Here is a 20,556-nt window from a genome sequence, read left to right as displayed (position 1 = left end):
TTTTAGCGAGCACATCATTGGCACAGTAGATGTTAATTCAAAACAAATGATTAAGTAGAGAAAATATTAATGCCTCAACAGCATCAAAAAGAATTAAAAAAGCAGCTTTGGAGTATGGCGAATAGTTTGCGTGGTAGCATGTCTGCCGATGATTTTCGTGATTACATATTAGGTTTTATATTTTATAAATATTTATCGGAAAAACTCAATACTTATGCTGAACAACTCTTAGATAAAAATAGCGTTGTATTTTCTGAATTAGATGAGACTACTGTTGAAGGTCAAAAGTATTTAGAAATTGTTCAAAAAGCAGCACTAGATGAGTTAGGTTACTTTTTAAAGCCTTCAGAGTTATTTCACTCTTTGGCTAATCGCGGTAGAAAAGGTGAATTTATACTTGATGAAGCTATTAGTGTATTTAAAAGCATAGAGCAGAGAACTATCGGCACTGATAGCTTTAATGACTTTAACGGTGTATTTGACGAGCTAGATTTAACCTCTCACAAGTTAGGTAAAATACCTGATGCGCGTAACAAGCAGATTACTAAGGTATTTAATCATCTTGATAATGTTAATTTGCATTTGGAAGATAGTGAATTAGATATACAAGGTAGTGCTTATGAAAACCTTATAGCTATGTTTGCTAGTAGCTCTGGGAAAAAAGCTGGGGAATTTTATACTCCTAAAATGATTTCTAGGTTACTTGCAAAGTTAGTAACTCTTAATACACCCGATATTAATTCGGTCTATGATCCTACGTGTGGCTCTGGCTCTCTATTGTTACGTGTAGCTAAAGAAGCTAACAACCCTAATGTAAAGCTCTATGGCCAAGAGCAAAATTCAAATGCTTATAACCTCTCACGAATGAATATGATTATGCATGGAATATCCTATTCTAACTTCGATATTAAAAAAGGAGATACCCTAGAGGAGCCAAAACATTTAGAACAACGTTTTAATGCTGTGGTAGCAGTGCCTCCCTTTTCTGTCTCATGGTCAAGTAAAGTATTATTTAAGAGCGACCCAAGATTTACTAATTACGAACAATTAGCACCTCGGACTAAAGCAGATTTTGCCTTTATCCAACATATGCTTTATCAGCTAGACGATAACGGGACCATGGCTATAGTGGTCCCGCACGGTGTCCTTTTTCGAGGTGGTGCTGAAGGTATTATCAGAAAGCAGTTAATTAAAGACTTTAACTATTTGGATGCTGTCATAGGACTACCATCCAACCTGTTTTATGGAACTTCTATTCCAACTTGTATCTTAATTTTCAAGAAAAACCGTATAAACAAAAAAGATATTTTAATTATAGATGCCAGTAATGATTTCCATAGCACCAGAGTTAATAACTCAATTACTGAAGATACAATCTTAAATATACTTGAAACTTATGCAACTAGAGTTAGTGTTAAACTTTTCAGTAAAGTGGTCAGCCTAGCTGAAATTGAAATTAATGATTTCAATTTAAATATTACTCAATATGTAACTTTATACCCAACAACAGAAGTGAAAAATTTTGCTGAATTATTAAGTGTTTTTGAGAGTTTCAACCCTAAACTCACCTTTTTCAGAGGCGTTGTTAATAAGGATTTCGACTTACTACCTACTGTTAGTAGAATGGGGGTAGAGCAGAATAAAGTTTATAAAGTTGAAAAAGTAATATTTGAGAATTTTAAGCAGCAAGCTATACCTTTTCTAGAGTTTACCCCTCGGGATGAGTGGGAGTGGTTAGCCTTGGCACAACATCACGGCCTACCTACTAGGTTACTAGATTGGAGCAAAAATCCATTAGTTTCTACTTACTTTGCTGTAGAAAAAGAACCAAAAAAAGACGCTGCAATTTATGTATTAACAGATAGAAAAGAGCCTTTCGATACTAAAGTTTACTCTGATCCATTAAAGCTTCCTAACAATGAGCCTGTTAGGCGCTATATACCACCGCATCTAACAGGGAGAATTATTTCTCAAAGCGGTATCTTTACCGTACATAGCGAATTAAATTTGCCATTTAGTTCTCAGCACGTCGAGAAAATTATAATTCCTCACCGATTGAAAAAAAGCTTTAGGGAGCAACTATATAAATTCGGCGTTCACAAGGCTTCTATATATCCAGGACTTGATGGGATAAGTGACCATATTAAGTGGTTAGAAACAGAATTAAAATAAAGAGATTAAATTAATGGTTCAACAACACCAACAAGAATTAAAAAAGCAGCTTTGGAATATTGCTAACAGCTTACGTGGCAACATGTCGGCTGATGATTTTCGTGATTACATACTTGGGCTTATTTTTTATAAATATCTTTCAGATAAGCTCAACACTTATGCCGATCAGCTACTGAGTGAAGACGGCATTGTATTTGCTAAAATTGACGAAACAACCGAAGAGGGCCAAGAGTACTTAGAGGCGGTAAAAGAAGAGGCGCTTGATAAGTTAGGCTACTTTTTAAAGCCAGCAGAGCTGTTTCATGTATTGGCTGAGCGCGGTACAAACGATAAGTTTATTTTAGACGATGTAACCAACGTACTTAACCATATTGAACAAAGCACCATGGGCGCAGACAGCGCCGACGATTTTAATGGCTTGTTTGACGAGCTAGATCTAACCTCTAACAAGTTAGGGAAAACACCGGATGCGCGTAACAAGTTAATAGCCAAAGTATTAGAGCACCTTAATAACATCGACTTTCACTTAGAAAGTAGCGAAATAGACATACTTGGCGACGCTTACGAATACCTTATTGGCATGTTTGCCAGTGGCGCGGGTAAAAAAGCAGGTGAGTTTTATACGCCGCAAATGGTGTCTAAGTTACTAGCAAAATTAGTCACCTTAAATAACCCGCATATTAAATCGGTTTACGATCCTACCTGTGGCTCGGGCTCATTGTTGTTACGTGTTGCAAAAGAGGCTAATAACCCTGATTTAAAATTTTATGGTCAAGAGCAAAACCCAAGTACATACAACCTAGCGCGAATGAACATGATTATGCACGACGTGCATTACACTAAGTTCGACATTCAAAACGACGACACGCTAGAAGTACCCGCACACCTTGAGCAACGCTTTAGCGCCGTAGTAGCTAACCCGCCATTTTCGGCAGGTTGGTCTGGTAACCCGCTACATATGAATAACGAGCGCTTTGCCGACTACGGTAAGCTAGCACCTAAAAGTAAGGCTGACTTTGCTTTTGTACAACACATGATCCACCAGCTTGACGACAACGGCACAATGGCGGTGGTGCTACCCCATGGCGTATTGTTTCGTGGTGCTGCCGAAGGGCATATACGCAAACACCTTATTAAAGAAAAAAACTACCTTGATATGGTAATAGGCTTACCTGCTAACATATTTTTTGGCACGTCTATTCCTACCTGTGTGTTGGTGCTAAACAAACACCGTAGAGCCGACGACAACGTATTGTTTATAGATGCGAGCAATCACTTTGAGAAAGGTACTAATAATAACTATTTGACAGAACAAGACTTGAACAGAATTTTAGATGCCGTAAAAGAGCGAAAAAACATTGATAAGTTTGCGTGTATTGCTTCTCGCAATTATTTGGTTGAAAATGATTTTAACCTTAACCTTCCTCGATATGTTGATATGTTTGAAGAGGACGAAGCTGTAGATTTAATGCTATTAGCTCAGAAGCTTAAGGCGAATGATAGAAATATGCTAAAGGCAGATAATCAAATAGCCTACTTCTGCAAAGAGTTAGGAATTGATGCACCGTTTGAGGCTGACAAATGAGCAACTTAGTACCAACGTTGAGGTTTAACAAATATACTTCCTCTTGGAGTGCTTCCTCGATGTGTGAGCTGGCGGAGGTCGACAAATCAACTTTACCTAAAAGCACTCCCCTTGATTGGGCATTTAACTACATATCTTTATCAGATATAAAGAATCAAGTAATAAAGCCTGAGTTGAGTTTATTTACAGTAGAAAATGCACCTTCACGAGCAAGAAGAAAATTAAAAGAAGGTGATATATTACTATCTACGGTACGGCCTAATCTTCAAGGGTTTGCAAAAGTTGGTAAGAGTCATAAAGACTGTATAGCAAGTACAGGCTTTGCAGTACTTAGCCCAAAAGATGGTGTTTCCAGTGATTTCTTATTTTATTATTTATTTTCACCTCGATTAACTTATCAGTTAGATAGTCTTGTTGTTGGTTCAAATTACCCTGCCATCAATAGCTCCGATGTAAAAGAGTTAAAGCTAAATTTTCCTTGTCTAAAAGAACAGCAAAAAATTGCCAGTTTCCTTACTTCAATTGATACTAAAGTTAACCAGTTAACTGAAAAGCACCGCTTATTAAAAGACTACAAAAAAGGCATAATGCAACAAGTTTTCAGCCAAAAAATTCGCTTTAAAGATAATGATGGAAACGATTTTCCTAATTGGAATGAATATGCTTTAAGGGATATTCTTATTTTACAATCTGACGCATTAAAAATGGATGATGAAGCTACTTATGAGCTGATCACTGTAAAGAGGGGGTTTGGTGGGGTTAAAAGTCGTGGACACTTTAAAGGTAAGGATGTACTTGTTAAAAACCAATTCACTATCCACAAAGGTGAGTTTGTAATATCAAAACGACAGATAGTTCATGGAGCCTGCGGGTTGGTACCTGAAGAACTTGATGGAGCTATTGTTTCTAATGAATACAATGTATTTAGACCGCAACCAACAAAGTTAGATATTGATTACTTTAACCGCCTGTCTACAACCCTCTACATGCGACGTGCATTTTTTATTAATAGTGATGGCGTACATATTGAGAAGTTACTGTTTAAAACCCAAAGTTGGCTCAAAACGAAAGTTCAGTTACCTTGCTTGAAAGAGCAACAAAAAATAGCGCAATTCTTACAATCACTCGATAAAAAAATAGACGCTGTTAACGAGCAAATTGAACAAACTAAGCTATTTAAAAAAGGCTTACTACAGCAAATGTTTGTGTGAGAAATAATGACTAATAAAATTAACGACAACTCAATAGCGAACATCATTGATATTCAAACTTTGCAAGAGAGCGTAGAGGTTGAGTGCAAGCTTGCTGGTGGCCGCGATGGTCAGGGCGCAGTGCCTAATGATATGTGGGAAACTTATAGTGCGTTTGCTAATACCCGTGGTGGCTTAATTTTATTGGGCATTAAAGAAAAAAAAGGCACGTTTACCGTTGAGGGTATAACAAACCCTGCGCCGCTAATTAAAAATATTTGGGATACTGTTAACAACCCAAATAAAGTGAGTATTAATTTGCTCAGCGAAAGCGACGTGCGCATTGAAACACTTGAAGGCAAATTGGTTATTGCGATTACTGTACCACGCGCCCCGCGCGAAAGCCGCCCTGTATTTATTAATGCAAACCCGCTTAATGGGACCTATCAGCGCCGTTACGAGGCAGATCAAAAGTGTTTGCCACCGGCAGTAAATAAAATGATGGCAGAGCAAGAGGAAGTGCGCGACAACCGTATTTTAGAGCACTTTACCCTTGATGACATAGACCCCGAAAGCCTGCGTATTTACAGGCAAATGTTTGTTGATGCTAAGCCACAACACCCTTTTTTAGAATTGAGCGATCAAGAGTTTTTACGCTCAATACGTGGCTGGCAACAAGACCGTGCAACAGGTAAAGCGGGTTTAACCCTTGCTGGCTTAGTGATGTTTGGTAAGTGGGATGCGATTCAAGATGCGTTGCCTAGTTTTGCACTCGATTATCAAGAAAAAGACGACAGTACACACCGATGGATAGATCGTATTTATACTGATGGCTCTTGGTCAGGCAATGCTTTTGATTTTTATCGTAAGGTTTATCGTAAGCTCACAGCAGATTTAAAAGTCGGGTTTAGCTTAACCGATGACGGCCAACGGCAAGATACCACTCCTGCGCATGAGGCTATTCGTGAAGCACTTGTTAATACATTGGCACATGCAGAGTTTAATACCGAAAGTAATATTTTAATTGAAAAACATCCTGACTTTATCGGCTTTAGAAACGCAGGGCTAATGCGTATACCTGTGCATGAGGCTAAAGCGGGGGGGAACAGCCAGTGCCGAAACCCCGCTATTCATCAAATGTTTTTAAATATTGGTTTAAGCGAAAAAGCAGGGTCGGGTATTCCTAAAATATACAGTAACTGTAAAGCGCAAAACTGGCAGCCCCCGCATTTATACGAAAAAGACGAGTTAAACCAAACCTTATTAGAGCTGCGTATGGTAAACATGGTATCGCCAGAGTTACACCAACGCCTAATTGAAACGTATGGTGAAGGTTATAACAAACTAAGCGAGCTAAAACGCACCATTTTAATGACCGCCATTACGGAGTCATGGTTTAACCATGAGCGTATTTGTTCGTTGACCTCTGAGCATACAAGAGAAGTGACACTTGCGTTAAGTCAGTTAGTTAATGCAGGGTACTTAGAGTCGGCAGGCCAGCACAGAGGTAAAATATACCACTTAAAAGGGATAGAAGTGCCAACGCCTGACAACGAGGCAGGCAAAAATATTAGCTTTGTATTATCACCAAGTCAGGCAGAATTCCCCCTGATTGATAGTAAAATAATTAATGAAGTGCCGGAGCTTAACCCGCCAGCGCCGGAGTTAGTGCCGGAGCTAGTGCCGGAGTTTAATCCGCCAGTGCCGGAGTTCGATTTAAGCGCTTCTAACCTTTGGCTTGAACTAAAAGAAATAGCATCGCCAATTGCACACAATTCAGGGCGTAAACAAAAGTCTGATGTAGAAAAAGCGATAATAGATTTATGTACTAAGTCGGCTCCTAATTGCTTGAGGCTTAGCGATATAGCGCTGTTGCTTAACATGAATACTGATACATTGAGAAAGCATTACTTACGTGAAATGGTTAAAGAACAGGTATTATTTTTAGCCTATCCGACAATACCGAATCACCCAGAACAGGGTTATAAATTACACAAAGATTAGCAATAGAGCTATGGATGTATTACTCAAGGCTAGCACCAAGGAATTGTAGGTATAAATGAATTATCAAAGTGAACAACAATTAGAAGATAACTTAATTGCACAGCTTAGCGAGCAAGGCTTTACGCGCGTTATTTTAAAGGACAACGCCGCACTTGAGGTCAATCTTAAGCTGCAGCTTGAAAAAGTGAATAGCTGTACATTAAGCGATACTGAGTTTACGCAAATATTGGGTAAGCTTGGTAAAGGTAATATATTTGCAAAAGCCAAAATACTGCGCGACCAGCTTGATGTAACACTTGATAACGGCGATAGCAGGCATTTAACACTATTGTTTGATGAGCCACAGCTAAATAGCTTTCAGGTGGCGCAACAAATTACAGTAAAGGGCACATACACTAACCGATACGATGTAACGCTATTGGTTAATGGCTTGCCGCTGGTACAAATAGAGCTAAAGCGCCGTGGTATTGAACTAAAAGAAGCGTTTAACCAGATTAAGCGTTATCAAAAGCACTCGTTTCATGCCAACCATGGTTTGTTTAACTATGTGCAGCTGTTTGTAATGTCGAATGGGGTTAATAGCCAGTACTTTTCTAACAATAGTGAAATGTCGGCTAAGCAAACCTTTGACTGGACTGATAATGAAAATAATAAAATAAGCCAGTTACACGACTTTGCCAAAGCATTTTTAACCCCTTCGCACTTAACGCATATGCTCACCAAGTATATTGTACTTAATGAAACAGGTAAGTACTTAATGGTGCTTAGACCGTATCAGTTTTATGCAGTAGAAGCGATTGTAGAGCAAGTTAAAACGACAACCGACAATGGCTACATTTGGCATACTACAGGATCGGGTAAAACATTAACCTCGTTTAAAGCGGCGCAAATTATGACCTCGCTGAGTGAGGTTGATAAAGTAGTATTTGTAGTAGACCGTAAAGACCTAGACTACCAAACAGCGCTTGAGTTTAATGCGTTTGTAAAAGGCTCTGTAGACAGCACTGACAACACCAGTATGTTATTCCACCAGCTGTTAGATAAGCCAATGAAAGGCAAAAAGGTCAACCAAAGCCGTAATACTAAGCTGGTGGTAACTACACTACAAAAGCTTAATAACGTGGTGACTAAGCAGCGCTATTTAAAAGAAATGCAAAGCCTGCAGGATAAGCGCATTGTGTTTATATTTGACGAGTGCCACCGCAGCCAATTTGGCGATACGCATAAAAACATTACCGAATTTTTTAATAACGCGCAGTTGTTTGGTTTTACGGGTACGCCTATATTTGCCGATAACGCCGTTGCTAAAAACTCAGTGAAACGCACCACAAAAGATTTGTTTGGTGAATGCTTACATCCTTATGTAATTGTGGATGCAATACGTGACGCTAACGTGCTTAAGTTTGCTATTGAGTACGTTGGGCGCTATCAATACAAAGATGGCTCTAACAACAATCTAGATATTGAAGTTGAAGACATCGACACCAAAGAGCTTTTAACTTCGCCAGCGCGCTTGGATAAAATAACCGACTACATTATTGCCCAGCATAACCGCAAAACACATAGCCATGAATATAACGCCATGTTTTGCGTATCAAGCGTTGCTGAGCTTATTCAATACTATGAGTTGTTTGCGAGTAAAAAAGCACAGGGTAAACACAACCTTAAAATTGCCACCATATTTAGCTATGAGGCAAATGAAGAGGAAGAGTACGAACTAGGTAATGATGATGCGCAAATTAAAGAAGTATCAGCCAAATATTTAAACGAAGGGCAAGCCGTTAAGCTGCATAGCCGCGATAAGTTAGACTCATTTATTAACGACTACAATGCCATGTTTGGTACAAGCTACTCCACTAAAGACAGCAAGTTATTTGAAGACTACTACAAAAATATATCTAAGCGCGTTAAAGCCAAAGAGATTGATATATTGCTGGTGGTGAATATGTTTTTAACAGGCTTTGATGCACCTAAACTCAATACATTATATGTCGATAAAAATCTTAAATATCATGGTTTGGTACAAGCGTTTTCGCGCACTAACCGTTTATTAGGTGAGACTAAATCGCACGGCAATGTAGTGTGCTTCAGAAACCTTAAAAAAGCTGCCGACACGGCTTTTACGCTGTTTTCGAACAAGCAGCCTAAAGAATATATAGAAACACCTTCGTATAATGAGCTGCTTACTGATTTTAACAGCGCCTATGAAGCGCTAATGGCAATTACGTCCACTGTTGACTCAGTTGATGCTTTACCTGACGAAGAGGCTCAGGCGTTGTTTGTGAGGCAGTTTCGTGAGCTTATGCGTTTAAAGAACATGTTAAGCAACTTTACTGATTTTGATATGGACTCTACCTCGATGGGCGAGCAAGAGTTTCAGGATTATACGAGTAAGTATGCCGACCTTGGCAGGCAGCTACGTGAGAATTCAAGTAAAGAAAAAGTATCGGTGTTAGATGACGTTGATTTTGAACTAGAGCTACTACACAGCGATATAGTAAACGTAACCTATATTTTGCAGTTATTACGTGAGTTACACGGTGAAGAAAGTACTGACGAAAAAGCCCGTAAACGCCAAGTAATAGCAAACCTAATAGCCACAGACCCAACCTTATTAAGTAAAAAAGCACTAATAGATAAGTTTATGGACGAGCACTTACAAGGCATACCCGCCAGTGCTGACGTTGATGAAGAGTTTGAGCTTTATTGGGAAAAAGAAAAGCGCCTAGAACTTGAGAAGTTTGCCCAAGAGCAAAAGCTAAACCAAGAACGCCTAGAAAAGTTAGTAACCCGTTATGAGCTAAGTGACGAAATGCCACTAAGGGATGACTTTGCTGATGTGCTCGAAACCAAACCCAGCTTATTAGAACGCAAAAAAGTATTGCCTATTATTACCGATAAATTTAAACGTTTTGTAGATACGTTTATGACAGGGTTTTAAAAGGCTGTAGTGGTATTTTGCTTAAGCCGTCAACGGTTGACGGCTCGATAATTCATACGCAAAGCTGCTTTAATTTATTACAAACTCAAAAAGTGTGACGATAAATGGGGGGTAACCTTACCCCCTTAACCATTTCATAAATGAATAATAGCTAACCACAATTTATAGCTTAGTACTCAAAACCTATTATCTAGTTATGCAGCTTTTAAAAAACGAAAAGTTTGAGGGTTGCTGCCGATTGGGTGAAGCATCTTTAAAGTTAATTTACTTACAACTTCTTCTTTGACTATACCAATCAAGTTGCAGATAAAGCTTTCTCTATGTAACTCATCTTTGAACCTTATAACTACTGGCCACTTCTTTAAACGTTCATCGGTAAAGCCTTTAGTAAACTTATATCCGTGCTCTTGCTTCATGGCAGATCGGAGTATTTCGCAAAGCATTTTGAATTGCTTTCCAGAAAATCCAGTCAAATCTAGCTCTAAACTCTTACTGTATCTTCTATTCACTTTATTCTCCTTCGATACCGTTGACTGTTTTTGAAGACATTTTAAGCCAGTTCTTAACTGATGAGGCTCGGACAAAGCCATATTTTGTATTTTCTACTTGGAACATACACCAACCTAATTCATTCAGCTCTGCGCTTAGGCTATCTAGATAAATAGTGGGCATAACCCTGCGCTTACATATTCTGGATATTGATAACGTTGATAACTGAAACCTAGATATTCTTTTTTGTTTGGTCTCAGACTGAGATTCTATTGCATCTACAATTTTCTGTGCAGATATTTTAGCTGTGAAAGACATACATAGACCTTAATAAAGTACATGTTTATAAAATAGCACAAAAAAAGTTAAAATAAACTTTTTTTGGTTTATGTGTAAACTAAAAAAGGTTTATTTTTTGGGTGGGAATTGCTAACTTGAGTGGTATTACAAAGGATGTGCTAGTAATTAACGTCTTTATAAAAAGGTAGGAATTAATAATAAATTTTAAAAAAATTAAATTTACACTATTTCCCCCCCGTCCCAACCTCAATTTAGTTTGGCATTATTCTCCCTGTTGTTAGGAGCACCTAACAATAAATTTTACTTTTGGAGATAAAAAATGACAAAGAAAGAAACTCGAATGACTACCGATGCTTTGGCCCGTATACAAAGAAATGAAGCAAAGCAAAATGGTGGTGGCGTTGACTCAAATGGTTTTGCTGCTCGTGCAGCTAGAGCTGCAAACAAAAATCAACAAGGGAAAAAATAACATGGCTCAACATGATGATGACAACCGCTCACAGCAGTTAAACCCAGAGCATGACGCTTATTGGCAAAGCCGCGGTGAAGATGAACGCCCAGATGACTGGGAAGATCTTATGGACGATGAAGATTAGGTTCAGACTTTGAATAAGGCAGCTATATATTCACTTAGCTGCTTTATTTAATTTATCTGTATAGTGTTTGAAATACGAGGGGTACTGGCCAATCACAGTCTTGAAAATTGGTATCGTTTTTTCACTATAAGTTTGCTCAAAGCATTCTTGTATTTTTGTGTCTATACCTCGACTAATCCTAAAATACATGAGTATTGCTAACGAGTCGTAATTACCATGACTAGCGCAAATAGCATTTATAAACTTTTCTAACCTTAAAAATGAAGGTAAGTTTTTCCCATTTCGCCAATCTTTTAGTTGTTTGTATTGCCTATCATTTAAAGATTCCCCGCTTTCGGTGTAATCTGATTTAGACTTTTCAAAAGGGATAAAGCTAGCCAGCTTTCTCCAAGTCATTGGTTTGTCGTTTGATGATACGAGCTCTTTTAGCTCTATTAGTACAGCATCGAAACACCCGTTGGCTTCTTCAGATTCAACTAAGGTATTTAGCACATCTATAAAAAAGCTTGAGCCTTTTTTAGGGTTATAGTTCTCATCTAATCTAAAGTAGTAAGAGTGAAGACCTGCCTCGTAGTTGGCAATGGCTGATAAATAGAAATCAAATGTTAAGTGGTACGTTGCTTCAATAAGAGCTAGGCCATCCTCTTCTGTATAATCTTCCCGCTTTTTATCTGAATTGTAAAACTCATTAATAATATTGAGTTGCTGCCGTGGCACTAAGCTATGGGATTGCCAGTATGGTTTTTGTAACTGCCAAATATCCTTTGGAGCTTTTATATTAATAGCTTTTAACTTTGCTTGGTTGTGTATTTTATTCATCATTAAATAATCAGCATTTGAGCGTTCTTCCAGCCAATCTATTAATAGGTTTAATTCATTGTCGTTATTGTTGCTTTTCTTACTGAAATTAAATCCATGTGTACATGAGTAGTAGATACTGGCATTGGAGGTAACTCTCATCGCTTTTGATGTTTTTTTATATACTTGAAGATTGAACACATCATTGATTTTCGGAGAGAGAGATTTAAACCATGTATAAATTTTTTTAAATGTTGGTTTACCTACTCCTCGACTTGATAAATGAAATATAGAGCTTTGACTGACAGGCAATTCAGAATCATAAAATGATTGGGCATGAGTAATCATGCCACTAATGTTACTAGGTAAGTGTAATAGCTGGGCGACTTCATTTAGAGGGGGTAGGTACATACTTTTAAAATTAATATTTTTAAATACATATTTGTTACCTTCATTAGGTTTGAGCATATTTAGTCCTTTATTAAGCTACCCGTATAACTTATTACAAACTTTACGTTATTACCTATAAAATTCAATAGTTTGATGCTTCATAGGAAGCTTTTAGATAAGATCCCTTTTTTTATAAGTAAAAACTGCTTTTTTGCTTCACTCATTTGCTGGTGGAAGTAGGGGGCTTTTACAACCTCAGTATGTATATGAAAGTGAAGATGCTGACTATCTGTATCTTTGTAATATGCATCAAGTGCAGATTGAACAATAATAAAGGCCTCTTCGCCATAGTATTCACAAATATGATATTTAAAGCATTCTAATGCTACGTTGTATCGTGCTACTAGTTTGTTTACTTCACTATTGTTAATACTTTTCTGCCCAACTATATCGCACAATTGAATGTATGCTTTAAGTGAGTCTTCTATTAATACGGGGTCATAGTCTTGCATTAGATTCCATCCAAAACCATTTTTAACAGGATTGGTACGCACAGCAAGTTTACCTTCAGTTGTTTTTGCACCTGTAGAGCGACCACCATGCAATTTACATCGACCATTACGCTTGTTGCCTAAGCGCTTACAGGGATTACCTGAACGTGTTTTAGCGCCACACTTGGGTAGACTTTCTAAATCAAATTTACTCATTTTTTGCCTTTTTATGATCGATCATGTTCGGTGAACTTTCGGTTCATAGGGTTTGCTTTTTGAAAATTTATTTTCTTTCAAGTTTTTAAAATCAAAAATTTATATGCTTACCACCATGGTGTGAAGATATAAATCAAAGAGTTATGTTATTTTAATGCCACGTGAAGCGATCATTTAGCAGAGCTTTATGTTGTATGTTTGGGTAAGGTGATCGATCACTTTGCATGTGTATGCTTCGGTTCATAGAGTGCTGCAAAGGTACTTGATCGTTATTAGCTTGATTAGGATGATCGCTGTACTGTAATGAGCGATGAAGTTTAGATTGTATTAACTGTGTACTGCTTATACCTAATCGCCTTTTTATAACCTTGATACCACCAGCTTCTGAGTTATCTGGCTTTATTAGAGCCGCTTCTTTATTTTGCTGATATGTAATAGCTGGATTTACGAGTAGCATATCGTTAAAGCGTCTATCAACGTGTTCTGTTGAGTATTCAAGTTTACTAAATAAGTAGCTATGAGCCTTAATGCTAGCTTCTTTTGTGGTACGTTTAGTAAAATAACTTAAACGGTATAGAGCAGGTTCTATGCTAAGCTTATTACCCCTTTGCATTAGGTAGTATGGGTGTTGAACGAATGAGGCCGAACCTAAGCCTTCAGATTCCCAAGCATGCTTTAATTGGTAGGTTAGCTTACTGCTATGATTTATTTTATGCCCGCTTAATAACACAGCTAAATGATAATGATGATTAGAAGATGTATTTCTCTCTCTAGCGCATATGTAACTTACTTTGCAGTTATATTGTTTTGTAAGTACCGATAACTGTTTTTTAATAAACTTTAAGAACGCCTGATTATTAATGGAATAAGATTTAGTACTTAGGTCTATTCTTGCTACGAGTACTTTAGAGTAGTGAGAAAGCATACATTCACAATGCCTAAACACTTTAGTTAATGCTTTTAGATCTTGGCCTTTTGTCTTTGGTTTGAATACTCTGTAACTATGGTCTTTGTATATAAAGTTTACTGAGTTAGTTGTTGATATTTTAAAGGTCATTGTTATATCTATTTGCTTTAGTTATTAATTGGTATCTTTCTTATATTATTTAATATCCGCTGTTAGTGGATAGGCGCTTTACAGATAAAAGCCCTTTTAAAATAATAACTAAGATATGTTTTTAGCTTGTTGAATAGCGTATTTTTACTGATCATTTTGTTTCAAAGTGCGTCATCAGTAGGCCAAAAAAAAGCAGTTTATTTACCTGCTTTTGTGTGTTTATTAGCTAGCCAATTTTTATAATCTTGAAAATGCCACATGGACCGCCCATTTATTACATGAGCTGGTGGGGGGAAATGGCCAGCCTTTATCCATCTACCAAGTGTGGACCTACTGATGTTAAGAAGCTTTTGCAATTCAGGCTTTTTAATCATTCGAGCATCGTCAATATACATAGAAAGATCTGGTAGCTTTTTCTCGTTCATAGAGGTCGCTCCATATTTATTACTTCGCGAGATTTTACAAAGTCTAAAAGCTCGCTTAATAACCAACAAACTCTGTCGCTATCGGCATGAAGCTTTCTTCTTTTTGGAAAAAGGCCTTTTTTCTCTAAAGCCCAAGCGCTGGTTCGAGAGACAGCCGTTATTTTGGCTCTTTCTGCTTCTCTGACAAGGCGGTCAGTAAATTGCGTTGTTGGTGTTGTTAGTTGGTTCAAATTGGTTTCTCCGGTTCATCATTGTTGATGGGAGAATATTATTGATTTGCGTATAGGTTAATAAGCCCTTAGCTTGATAAGGGCTTATTAAAGATTTTAACATTATGATTTTAAGTGAATTTTATTTTTATAGTTAGTTTTCACCCATTCCTCAACTTCCTTGAGGGATGGAGCTGAACTAGACTTTCGGCCTTTTTTAGCGGTAGAGCCATACGCATCGTTAATATATGTTTTAATCGTTTTATGTGAAGGAGGAGAAATAGTATTTATGGAAAATAGAGCATCAATTGCCGTTGCTAAATTTGCTCTACTACATTTAGACATATGTGTGTGTAGTTTTATGTCACTGACTATTACATTGATAAGATCAATAAAAGGCTGATACTTTTTAGGTGAGGATTCACCTGCAATTGTTCGGTCTTTAGAATACTTTTCTGTGGCTCTTAATGCATACAAATGTTCTACAAAATCATTATGTTCTTGCACTTGTGACCCAAGCGTAAACATTTCGTGCATGAGCTTATTGAGCCAATACTTGTAGTCTACGTTAGACTTGTCTGGAAGTGCTCTTAGAGTGTCCTCCACCAGCATCGCTTTACGTTTAATCGATTCTTTCTCCAATAACATAATATCTTGGCCAAACTCATCTTTTGGTAAGTTATTTATAGAGGATATTATTAAATTGGGCTTCTCAATACCTAAAGGTGAAGCTATTTCTTCTAACTGGGCATAATTAATATCATCCTCATCAATCTCACCAAGCTCTTGAACATGTACCAAAAATGGCTGTGATTGAATCTTTAAACCTTCTCGCGGCGTACATTTTGGAAATAATTCAAATTTATTCACTTAAATTAATTCCTTTAGATGTCATTAATATTTTGGCTCTAGGAAGTATTTGATTTGCCATTATACTTGCAAGTTTTCTTCGTTCATCTAAGTAATCATATCTGTTATAAATACCTGCAACACCACGAATAGTATGATTTAGATAACGTGTTACCTCGTTTCCTTCATAACCAAGCTCAGCAAATAAACTACGACATGTTCGTCTTAGATCATGGATAGTAAATTGCTTAATGCCTCTAGGCTCAAGTAGGTTAGGGTATGACTTTTTACTTACACTTTTGCTAAACATTTTAGCTAAGGCATGATTTAAAGTGTTTTCGCACATGTGACCTTTTTTGCTAGCTTTTCTTGCTGGGAAGACATACTCAGAGCCACAAGATTTTACTTTTAATTCCTCAAATATAGGTATAACTTCGTCAGCGATGGGAATTTGAATATGTTTCTTTTTCTTATTTCGCTTACCTAAATTCCAAATCTTTTCATTAAAATCAAACTCCTCCCATTTTGCTTCAGTTAGTTCAGTTTTACGGTTACCAAATATAAGAAGTAATACCATTACTAAATAGTTATCTCTGGTAAAAATAGTCGAATTTTCTCTTAATACATCAAATGTAGTTTCAATTTCTTGTAGGCTTAGGGCTCGATCTCTACTTTTGCTTGGTCCACCTGCATCGGATTCATTAAATGGGGCTGCTGGATTTTTTTGAGTTAAACCCAGTTTCGCTCCATGTTCAAAAAGATTCTTACAAAGGAGTAGTGCTTTATTAGATATAGACGGGCGCCCACTTTCATTTACCTTAGTAATAATAGCTCTGATATCCCTTGCGTTAACATCATCTATTTTTAACTTTCCTATTGTAGGCTTAATGTTTTTATTAAATATTTTCAAGGGGATATCAGGATTTTCTAACTTTATAAGCTTTGCAGAATATAAATCGTCGAATAGATCATTGATAGTGATTATATCTGAGCCAATTTGACGTGCTCTTTCAGCAAGAGGATCTACACCATTCTTTATTTGTTGCTTTATTAACCCAGATTCAATTCGAGCATCAGATAAAGACATGTCAGGAAAGTTACACCCTTTTAAAGTCATAAAATGACGTTTCTTATTCATAGTATAACGAAGCTCCCATGCTCCGCTTTTTTTATCTTTGCTAGGTTTTATATACAATCCATCGCTAACGCTAAATCTTAGCGTTGTACTATTTTTAATTTTGGCTTTGATTTCTTTTACATTCATTGAGTTATATAAAAATGGTTACCAAGGATTTTAAAAGTGGTTACCAAGTGGTTTGGTAACCACTATGGTAACCACTTGGACACGTACAATAGAGGACTAGTATGAACGCTAGAAAACAAAAAGCCTAGAAAAATCTAGGCTTTTTAATTGGTTACAAACAGATTGAAACAGGCCAAAACGCTATTCTATGTTTTGGATCTGCTCTCGCATTTGTTCAATTAGTACTTTTAGCTCTACGGCTGCAGTAGTGATGTCGCTGTTGATAGACTTAGACGCTAGCGTGTTAGCTTCACGATTAAATTCTTGCATCATAAAATCTAAGCGGCGGCCACATGCGCCTCCTTTTTTAAGGATTTTTTTAGTTTCTTTAACGTGAGACTTTAAGCGATCTAATTCTTCAGCCACGTCTTGTTTTTGCGCAAGGTAAATAAGTTCTTGTTCAAGGCGCGATTCGTCAATGTTTGCTGTTAAGTCTTCTAATTTTTGAGCCAGTTTTTCACGCTGCCACTTAGCAATCTCAGGCATATGCGTTTCTACAATTTCTACTTGCTCTAAAATCGCATCAAGGCGGATTGCTATCATTTCTTCAAGGTTTGCACCTTCATCGCCACGAGCTGATTTAAAATCTTCGATTACTTGATCAAGACCAGCAATTAGTGCTGTATTAACGCTATCCATATCAAGTTCTTCAGCTTCCATAACACCAGGCCAACGCAATATATCAACAGGGTTAATGTCGCCATTACTTTGCTGTTGAACCCATTTAGCGCTATTTATAAGTTGCTCAGCAAGGGCTTGGTTAATTGATAGCTCGCCAACGTGGGCAGGGTTTGCAACAAATTTTAAAAAAACTTCAACTTTACCGCGTTGTAAGTGTTTGCGTAAACGCTCACGAATAACTGGCTCCATGCCACGAAATTGCTCTGGTGCGCGAATAAATGTTTCAAGGTAACGCTGGTTAACAGAACGAACTTCCCAAGTGCCAGTGCCCCAATCGCCTTTTATTTCGCGACGCGCATAAGCTGTCATACTGTGGATCATGGATGATTTCCTAAATTTATAAATACAATATTACGATGATTATATCGTAACACTGCTTAAGCTCTAGGGAAAATTTAAAGCACTGAATGTTTTACATACAGCTATTTATTTAAATCAGCATGGTATCTACACCCACATACACTTATAATGTCGCAAATTCTGAATTAAGGGGATCGTCAATGCGTCCAAGCGAAAGAACACCTAACCAAATTAGACCTGTTACATTTACACGTAATTATACTCTGCATGCTGAAGGTTCAGTACTTGTTGAGTTTGGTAACACCAAAGTACTTTGTACAGCTACAGTTGAATCGGGCGTTCCTCGTTTCATGAAAGGCCAAGGTAAGGGTTGGATCAACGCTGAATACGGTATGTTACCGCGAGCAACGCATACACGTAATGCTCGTGAAGCTGCACGTGGTAAGCAGGGCGGTCGTACTATGGAAATTCAACGCTTAATTGCACGTGCACTTCGTGCGGCTGTTGACTTAAAAGCACTTGGCGAAAACACAATTACTATTGATTGTGATGTTATTCAAGCCGACGGCGGTACACGTACAGCTTCTATAAGTGGTGCCTGTGTTGCACTTGTTGATGCGTTAACGCATATGCGTGCAAAAGGTATGATTAATTCAAACCCACTTAAACATATGATTGCAGCTATTTCAGTTGGTATTTACAAAGGCCAAGCAATTAGCGATTTAGAATACATTGAAGATTCAGCTGCTGAGACTGATATGAATGTAATTTTAACCGAAACAGGTAAAATTATTGAAATTCAAGGTACAGCCGAAGGCGAACCTTTCTCGTTTGATGAGCTAGATGAGTTACTTACTCTAGCTAAACATTCTATCCGCGAAATTATTGACGTACAAAAGCAAGCATTAGCATAAATAGGTAGGCCACTCGATATGAAAAATTATCAAAAAGAGTTTATAGAATTTGCTCTAGAGAAGCAGGTATTAAAATTTGGTGAGTTTACTTTAAAGTCAGGCCGTACAAGTCCGTACTTTTTTAATGCCGGTTTGTTTAATACAGGTCGTGACTTAGCGCGTTTAGGTCGTTTTTATGCATCGGCATTAGAAGATTCAGCAATAGAGTACGATGTATTATTTGGACCTGCCTATAAAGGCATCCCAATAGCGACAACAACAGCTGTTGCATTAGCTGATCACCATGATAAAGATGTACCGTACTGCTTTAACCGCAAAGAGAAAAAAGCACACGGTGAAGGTGGCACATTAGTAGGTTCAGAACTCAACGGCAAAATAATGCTGGTGGACGATGTAATAACTGCAGGTACTGCGATTCGTGAGTCAATGGAAATTATTGCACAAAATGGCGCAGATCTTAGTGGTGTATTAATAGCATTAGATCGTCAAGAAAAAGGTAAAGCCGAGTTATCAGCTATTCAAGAAGTTGAACGCGACTTTAATACCCAAGTAATCTCTATTGTAAAATTAGCAGATCTTATTAGTTACCTTGAAAACCAAGGAACGATGGACGAGCATTTAGCCTCAGTTAAAGCGTACCGTGATCAATACGGCGTAGCATAAATAAAAAGCCTCGCAGTGCGGGGCTTTATTTTGACCTTCATTTATAGAGTTTATTAATGAAAGATGTATTAAAACCAAATGGCTTAGGCCTTAAGCGTGTTTTTAAAGCAAGTTATTGCTCCTACCTTGGCTTTAAAGCTGCATTTAAAGAAGAAGCTGCATTTAGACAAGAGCTACTCCTAAGCCTTATATTATTCCCTATCTCATTTTGGCTTGCCTCATCACTATTACATTGGGCAGTTCTAGTAAGCTCATTGCTTATTATACTAATAGTTGAATTACTAAATTCTGCCATCGAGGCATTAACGGATCGGGTAAGTACAGAATTACATGTATTGTCAGGTAGAGCTAAAGATATGGGATCTGCAGCCGTAACACTTTCATTAACGATCGTGTTGATCATCTGGGGTATAAGCCTTTATATGAAGATCGCTTAACTCTATTTTTAATATAAGGTGAGTTAAAACGCGTTTAGTTGTTAATAACTTGCTAGTTATGTTCTGTTTTTAGCCTGTTTAGCTCAAATACTCAGCGAACAGCACATTATTTCAAGTTTTCTTCAAAAAAGGGTTGATCTGTTTTCGGATCTCCCTATAATGCACCCCACTGAGATGGGATATGGCGACGCGCAGCGGACAACGCATAGCGAGGCACGAACTACTCAGGGTGTTAAGTAAAACTTAGTGTTGATAAATATACGTTTACCAAAATTAAGTATTGACAAAAAAATAGGAAAGCGTAGTATGCGCAGCCCTAGCGAGATAAAGTTTAACTTTAACCGCAACGTTCTTTAACAATATAAAGCAATCATCTGTGTGGGCACTCGTACAGATTGAGTTCTAACAGCCAAGCTTAGTTCGCTAAGTAAGGCAAACAAATTAGAGTCTCAATTGAAAACTGAGTGACCAACAGAATAGTTATTTCGGTAATTATTCGGCACAGTCAATTCAATATCGAAAGATATTAAAAAATTTAGAATTCAT

General features: G+C 37.5%; 21 protein-coding genes. 10 read left to right on the top strand and 11 right to left on the bottom strand.

The annotated features are described in order from the left end of the window. Nucleotides 1-69: 69 nt before the first annotated feature. Genes DC53_RS0120550 through DC53_RS09440 form a run of 5 tightly spaced genes read left to right on the top strand, consistent with a single transcriptional unit; the run spans nucleotide 70 to nucleotide 9,892 of the window. Nucleotides 70-2,172: a type I restriction-modification system subunit M gene (locus tag DC53_RS0120550; RefSeq protein ID WP_050484142.1), complete on the top strand. Its 2,103-nt coding sequence runs from the start codon at nucleotides 70-72 to the stop codon at nucleotides 2,170-2,172. 13 nt (nucleotides 2,173-2,185) lie between these two features. Next, complete coding sequence (locus DC53_RS09430; protein WP_033029996.1) at nucleotides 2,186-3,757, top strand: type I restriction-modification system subunit M; 1,572 nt, start codon at nucleotides 2,186-2,188, stop codon at nucleotides 3,755-3,757. Next, nucleotides 3,754-4,968 (top strand): restriction endonuclease subunit S, encoded by a 1,215-nt coding sequence (locus DC53_RS21390; RefSeq protein ID WP_081824563.1) that lies wholly within the window; start codon nucleotides 3,754-3,756, stop codon nucleotides 4,966-4,968. Before DC53_RS09430 ends, DC53_RS21390 begins: the two co-directional genes overlap by 4 nt. A gap of 6 nt (nucleotides 4,969-4,974) precedes the next feature. Continuing rightward, on the top strand, nucleotides 4,975-6,951 hold the full coding sequence (locus tag DC53_RS09435) for an RNA/DNA-binding domain-containing protein (protein WP_033029994.1): 1,977 nt from the start codon (nucleotides 4,975-4,977) through the stop codon (nucleotides 6,949-6,951). Between the two features lie 55 nt (nucleotides 6,952-7,006). After that, nucleotides 7,007-9,892 carry a type I restriction endonuclease subunit R gene (locus tag DC53_RS09440; RefSeq protein ID WP_033029992.1) on the top strand — a complete coding sequence of 962 codons (2,886 nt, stop codon included), beginning with the start codon at nucleotides 7,007-7,009 and terminating at the stop codon, nucleotides 9,890-9,892. A gap of 194 nt (nucleotides 9,893-10,086) precedes the next feature. On the opposite strand, the gene DC53_RS09445 is transcribed toward DC53_RS09440, so the two are convergent. Beyond that, nucleotides 10,087-10,401 (bottom strand): hypothetical protein, encoded by a 315-nt coding sequence (locus DC53_RS09445; RefSeq protein WP_033029989.1) that lies wholly within the window; start codon nucleotides 10,399-10,401, stop codon nucleotides 10,087-10,089. Nucleotide 10,402: 1 nt separating this feature from the next. Beyond that, nucleotides 10,403-10,699: a hypothetical protein gene (locus DC53_RS09450; protein ID WP_033029987.1), complete on the bottom strand. Its 297-nt coding sequence runs from the start codon at nucleotides 10,697-10,699 to the stop codon at nucleotides 10,403-10,405. A gap of 301 nt (nucleotides 10,700-11,000) precedes the next feature. On the opposite strand from DC53_RS09450, the gene DC53_RS22145 reads away from it, so the two are divergent. Then, entirely contained in the window at nucleotides 11,001-11,150 is a 150-nt protein-coding gene (locus DC53_RS22145) for a hypothetical protein (protein WP_167331237.1), read from the top strand. 1 nt (nucleotide 11,151) lies between these two features. Beyond that, nucleotides 11,152-11,277: a hypothetical protein gene (locus DC53_RS22680; RefSeq protein ID WP_275041490.1), complete on the top strand. Its 126-nt coding sequence runs from the start codon at nucleotides 11,152-11,154 to the stop codon at nucleotides 11,275-11,277. A 30-nt stretch (nucleotides 11,278-11,307) separates the two neighbouring features. Here the strand turns inward: DC53_RS22680 and DC53_RS09455 are convergent, their stop codons facing one another. The 9 genes from DC53_RS09455 to DC53_RS09490 all read right to left on the bottom strand — a co-directional run bounded on the left by DC53_RS09455 (nucleotide 11,308) and on the right by DC53_RS09490 (nucleotide 18,017). Then, nucleotides 11,308-12,543 carry a hypothetical protein gene (locus DC53_RS09455; RefSeq protein ID WP_033029985.1) on the bottom strand — a complete coding sequence of 412 codons (1,236 nt, stop codon included), beginning with the start codon at nucleotides 12,541-12,543 and terminating at the stop codon, nucleotides 11,308-11,310. Between the two features lie 80 nt (nucleotides 12,544-12,623). Then, complete coding sequence (locus DC53_RS09460; RefSeq protein WP_033029983.1) at nucleotides 12,624-13,172, bottom strand: HGGxSTG domain-containing protein; 549 nt, start codon at nucleotides 13,170-13,172, stop codon at nucleotides 12,624-12,626. Between the two features lie 151 nt (nucleotides 13,173-13,323). Further along, nucleotides 13,324-14,229: a YagK/YfjJ domain-containing protein gene (locus DC53_RS09465; protein WP_033029980.1), complete on the bottom strand. Its 906-nt coding sequence runs from the start codon at nucleotides 14,227-14,229 to the stop codon at nucleotides 13,324-13,326. A 197-nt stretch (nucleotides 14,230-14,426) separates the two neighbouring features. Then, complete coding sequence (locus DC53_RS09470; RefSeq protein WP_033029978.1) at nucleotides 14,427-14,654, bottom strand: helix-turn-helix transcriptional regulator; 228 nt, start codon at nucleotides 14,652-14,654, stop codon at nucleotides 14,427-14,429. Further along, entirely contained in the window at nucleotides 14,651-14,884 is a 234-nt protein-coding gene (locus DC53_RS09475; protein WP_033029976.1) for a helix-turn-helix transcriptional regulator, read from the bottom strand. The genes DC53_RS09470 and DC53_RS09475 overlap by 4 nt, the downstream gene beginning before the upstream one ends. Further along, nucleotides 14,847-14,987 (bottom strand): RNA polymerase sigma factor region1.1 domain-containing protein, encoded by a 141-nt coding sequence (locus DC53_RS23015; RefSeq protein ID WP_478212320.1) that lies wholly within the window; start codon nucleotides 14,985-14,987, stop codon nucleotides 14,847-14,849. Before DC53_RS23015 ends, DC53_RS09475 begins: the two co-directional genes overlap by 38 nt. Further along, nucleotides 14,987-15,733: a hypothetical protein gene (locus DC53_RS09480; RefSeq protein ID WP_033029974.1), complete on the bottom strand. Its 747-nt coding sequence runs from the start codon at nucleotides 15,731-15,733 to the stop codon at nucleotides 14,987-14,989. The genes DC53_RS23015 and DC53_RS09480 overlap by 1 nt, the downstream gene beginning before the upstream one ends. Next, nucleotides 15,726-16,976 carry a tyrosine-type recombinase/integrase gene (locus DC53_RS09485; protein WP_033029972.1) on the bottom strand — a complete coding sequence of 417 codons (1,251 nt, stop codon included), beginning with the start codon at nucleotides 16,974-16,976 and terminating at the stop codon, nucleotides 15,726-15,728. The genes DC53_RS09480 and DC53_RS09485 overlap by 8 nt, the downstream gene beginning before the upstream one ends. A 180-nt stretch (nucleotides 16,977-17,156) precedes the next feature. After that, on the bottom strand, nucleotides 17,157-18,017 hold the full coding sequence (locus tag DC53_RS09490; RefSeq protein ID WP_002958889.1) for a YicC/YloC family endoribonuclease: 861 nt from the start codon (nucleotides 18,015-18,017) through the stop codon (nucleotides 17,157-17,159). 179 nt (nucleotides 18,018-18,196) lie between these two features. Between DC53_RS09490 and rph the strand changes: the two genes are divergently transcribed. The 3 genes from rph to DC53_RS09505 are packed head-to-tail and all read left to right on the top strand — an operon-like array spanning nucleotide 18,197 to nucleotide 20,010. Next, nucleotides 18,197-18,910 carry a ribonuclease PH gene (gene rph / locus DC53_RS09495; RefSeq protein ID WP_002958890.1) on the top strand — a complete coding sequence of 238 codons (714 nt, stop codon included), beginning with the start codon at nucleotides 18,197-18,199 and terminating at the stop codon, nucleotides 18,908-18,910. A gap of 18 nt (nucleotides 18,911-18,928) precedes the next feature. Beyond that, a complete protein-coding gene (gene pyrE / locus DC53_RS09500; protein WP_033029970.1) occupies nucleotides 18,929-19,573 on the top strand; it encodes an orotate phosphoribosyltransferase in 645 nt (214 codons plus the stop codon). Between the two features lie 56 nt (nucleotides 19,574-19,629). Then, the gene (locus DC53_RS09505; protein WP_033029967.1) at nucleotides 19,630-20,010 is read left to right on the top strand and encodes a diacylglycerol kinase; all 381 of its coding nucleotides are present in this window, start codon (nucleotides 19,630-19,632) and stop codon (nucleotides 20,008-20,010) included. Nucleotides 20,011-20,556 lie beyond the last annotated feature (546 nt).

This window comes from Pseudoalteromonas fuliginea, from assembly GCF_000690055.1.
Classification (GTDB): domain Bacteria; phylum Pseudomonadota; class Gammaproteobacteria; order Enterobacterales; family Alteromonadaceae; genus Pseudoalteromonas; species Pseudoalteromonas fuliginea.
The sequence above is the reverse complement of the archived record's forward strand: the minus strand, read 5'-3'. Positions and strand labels throughout refer to the sequence as shown.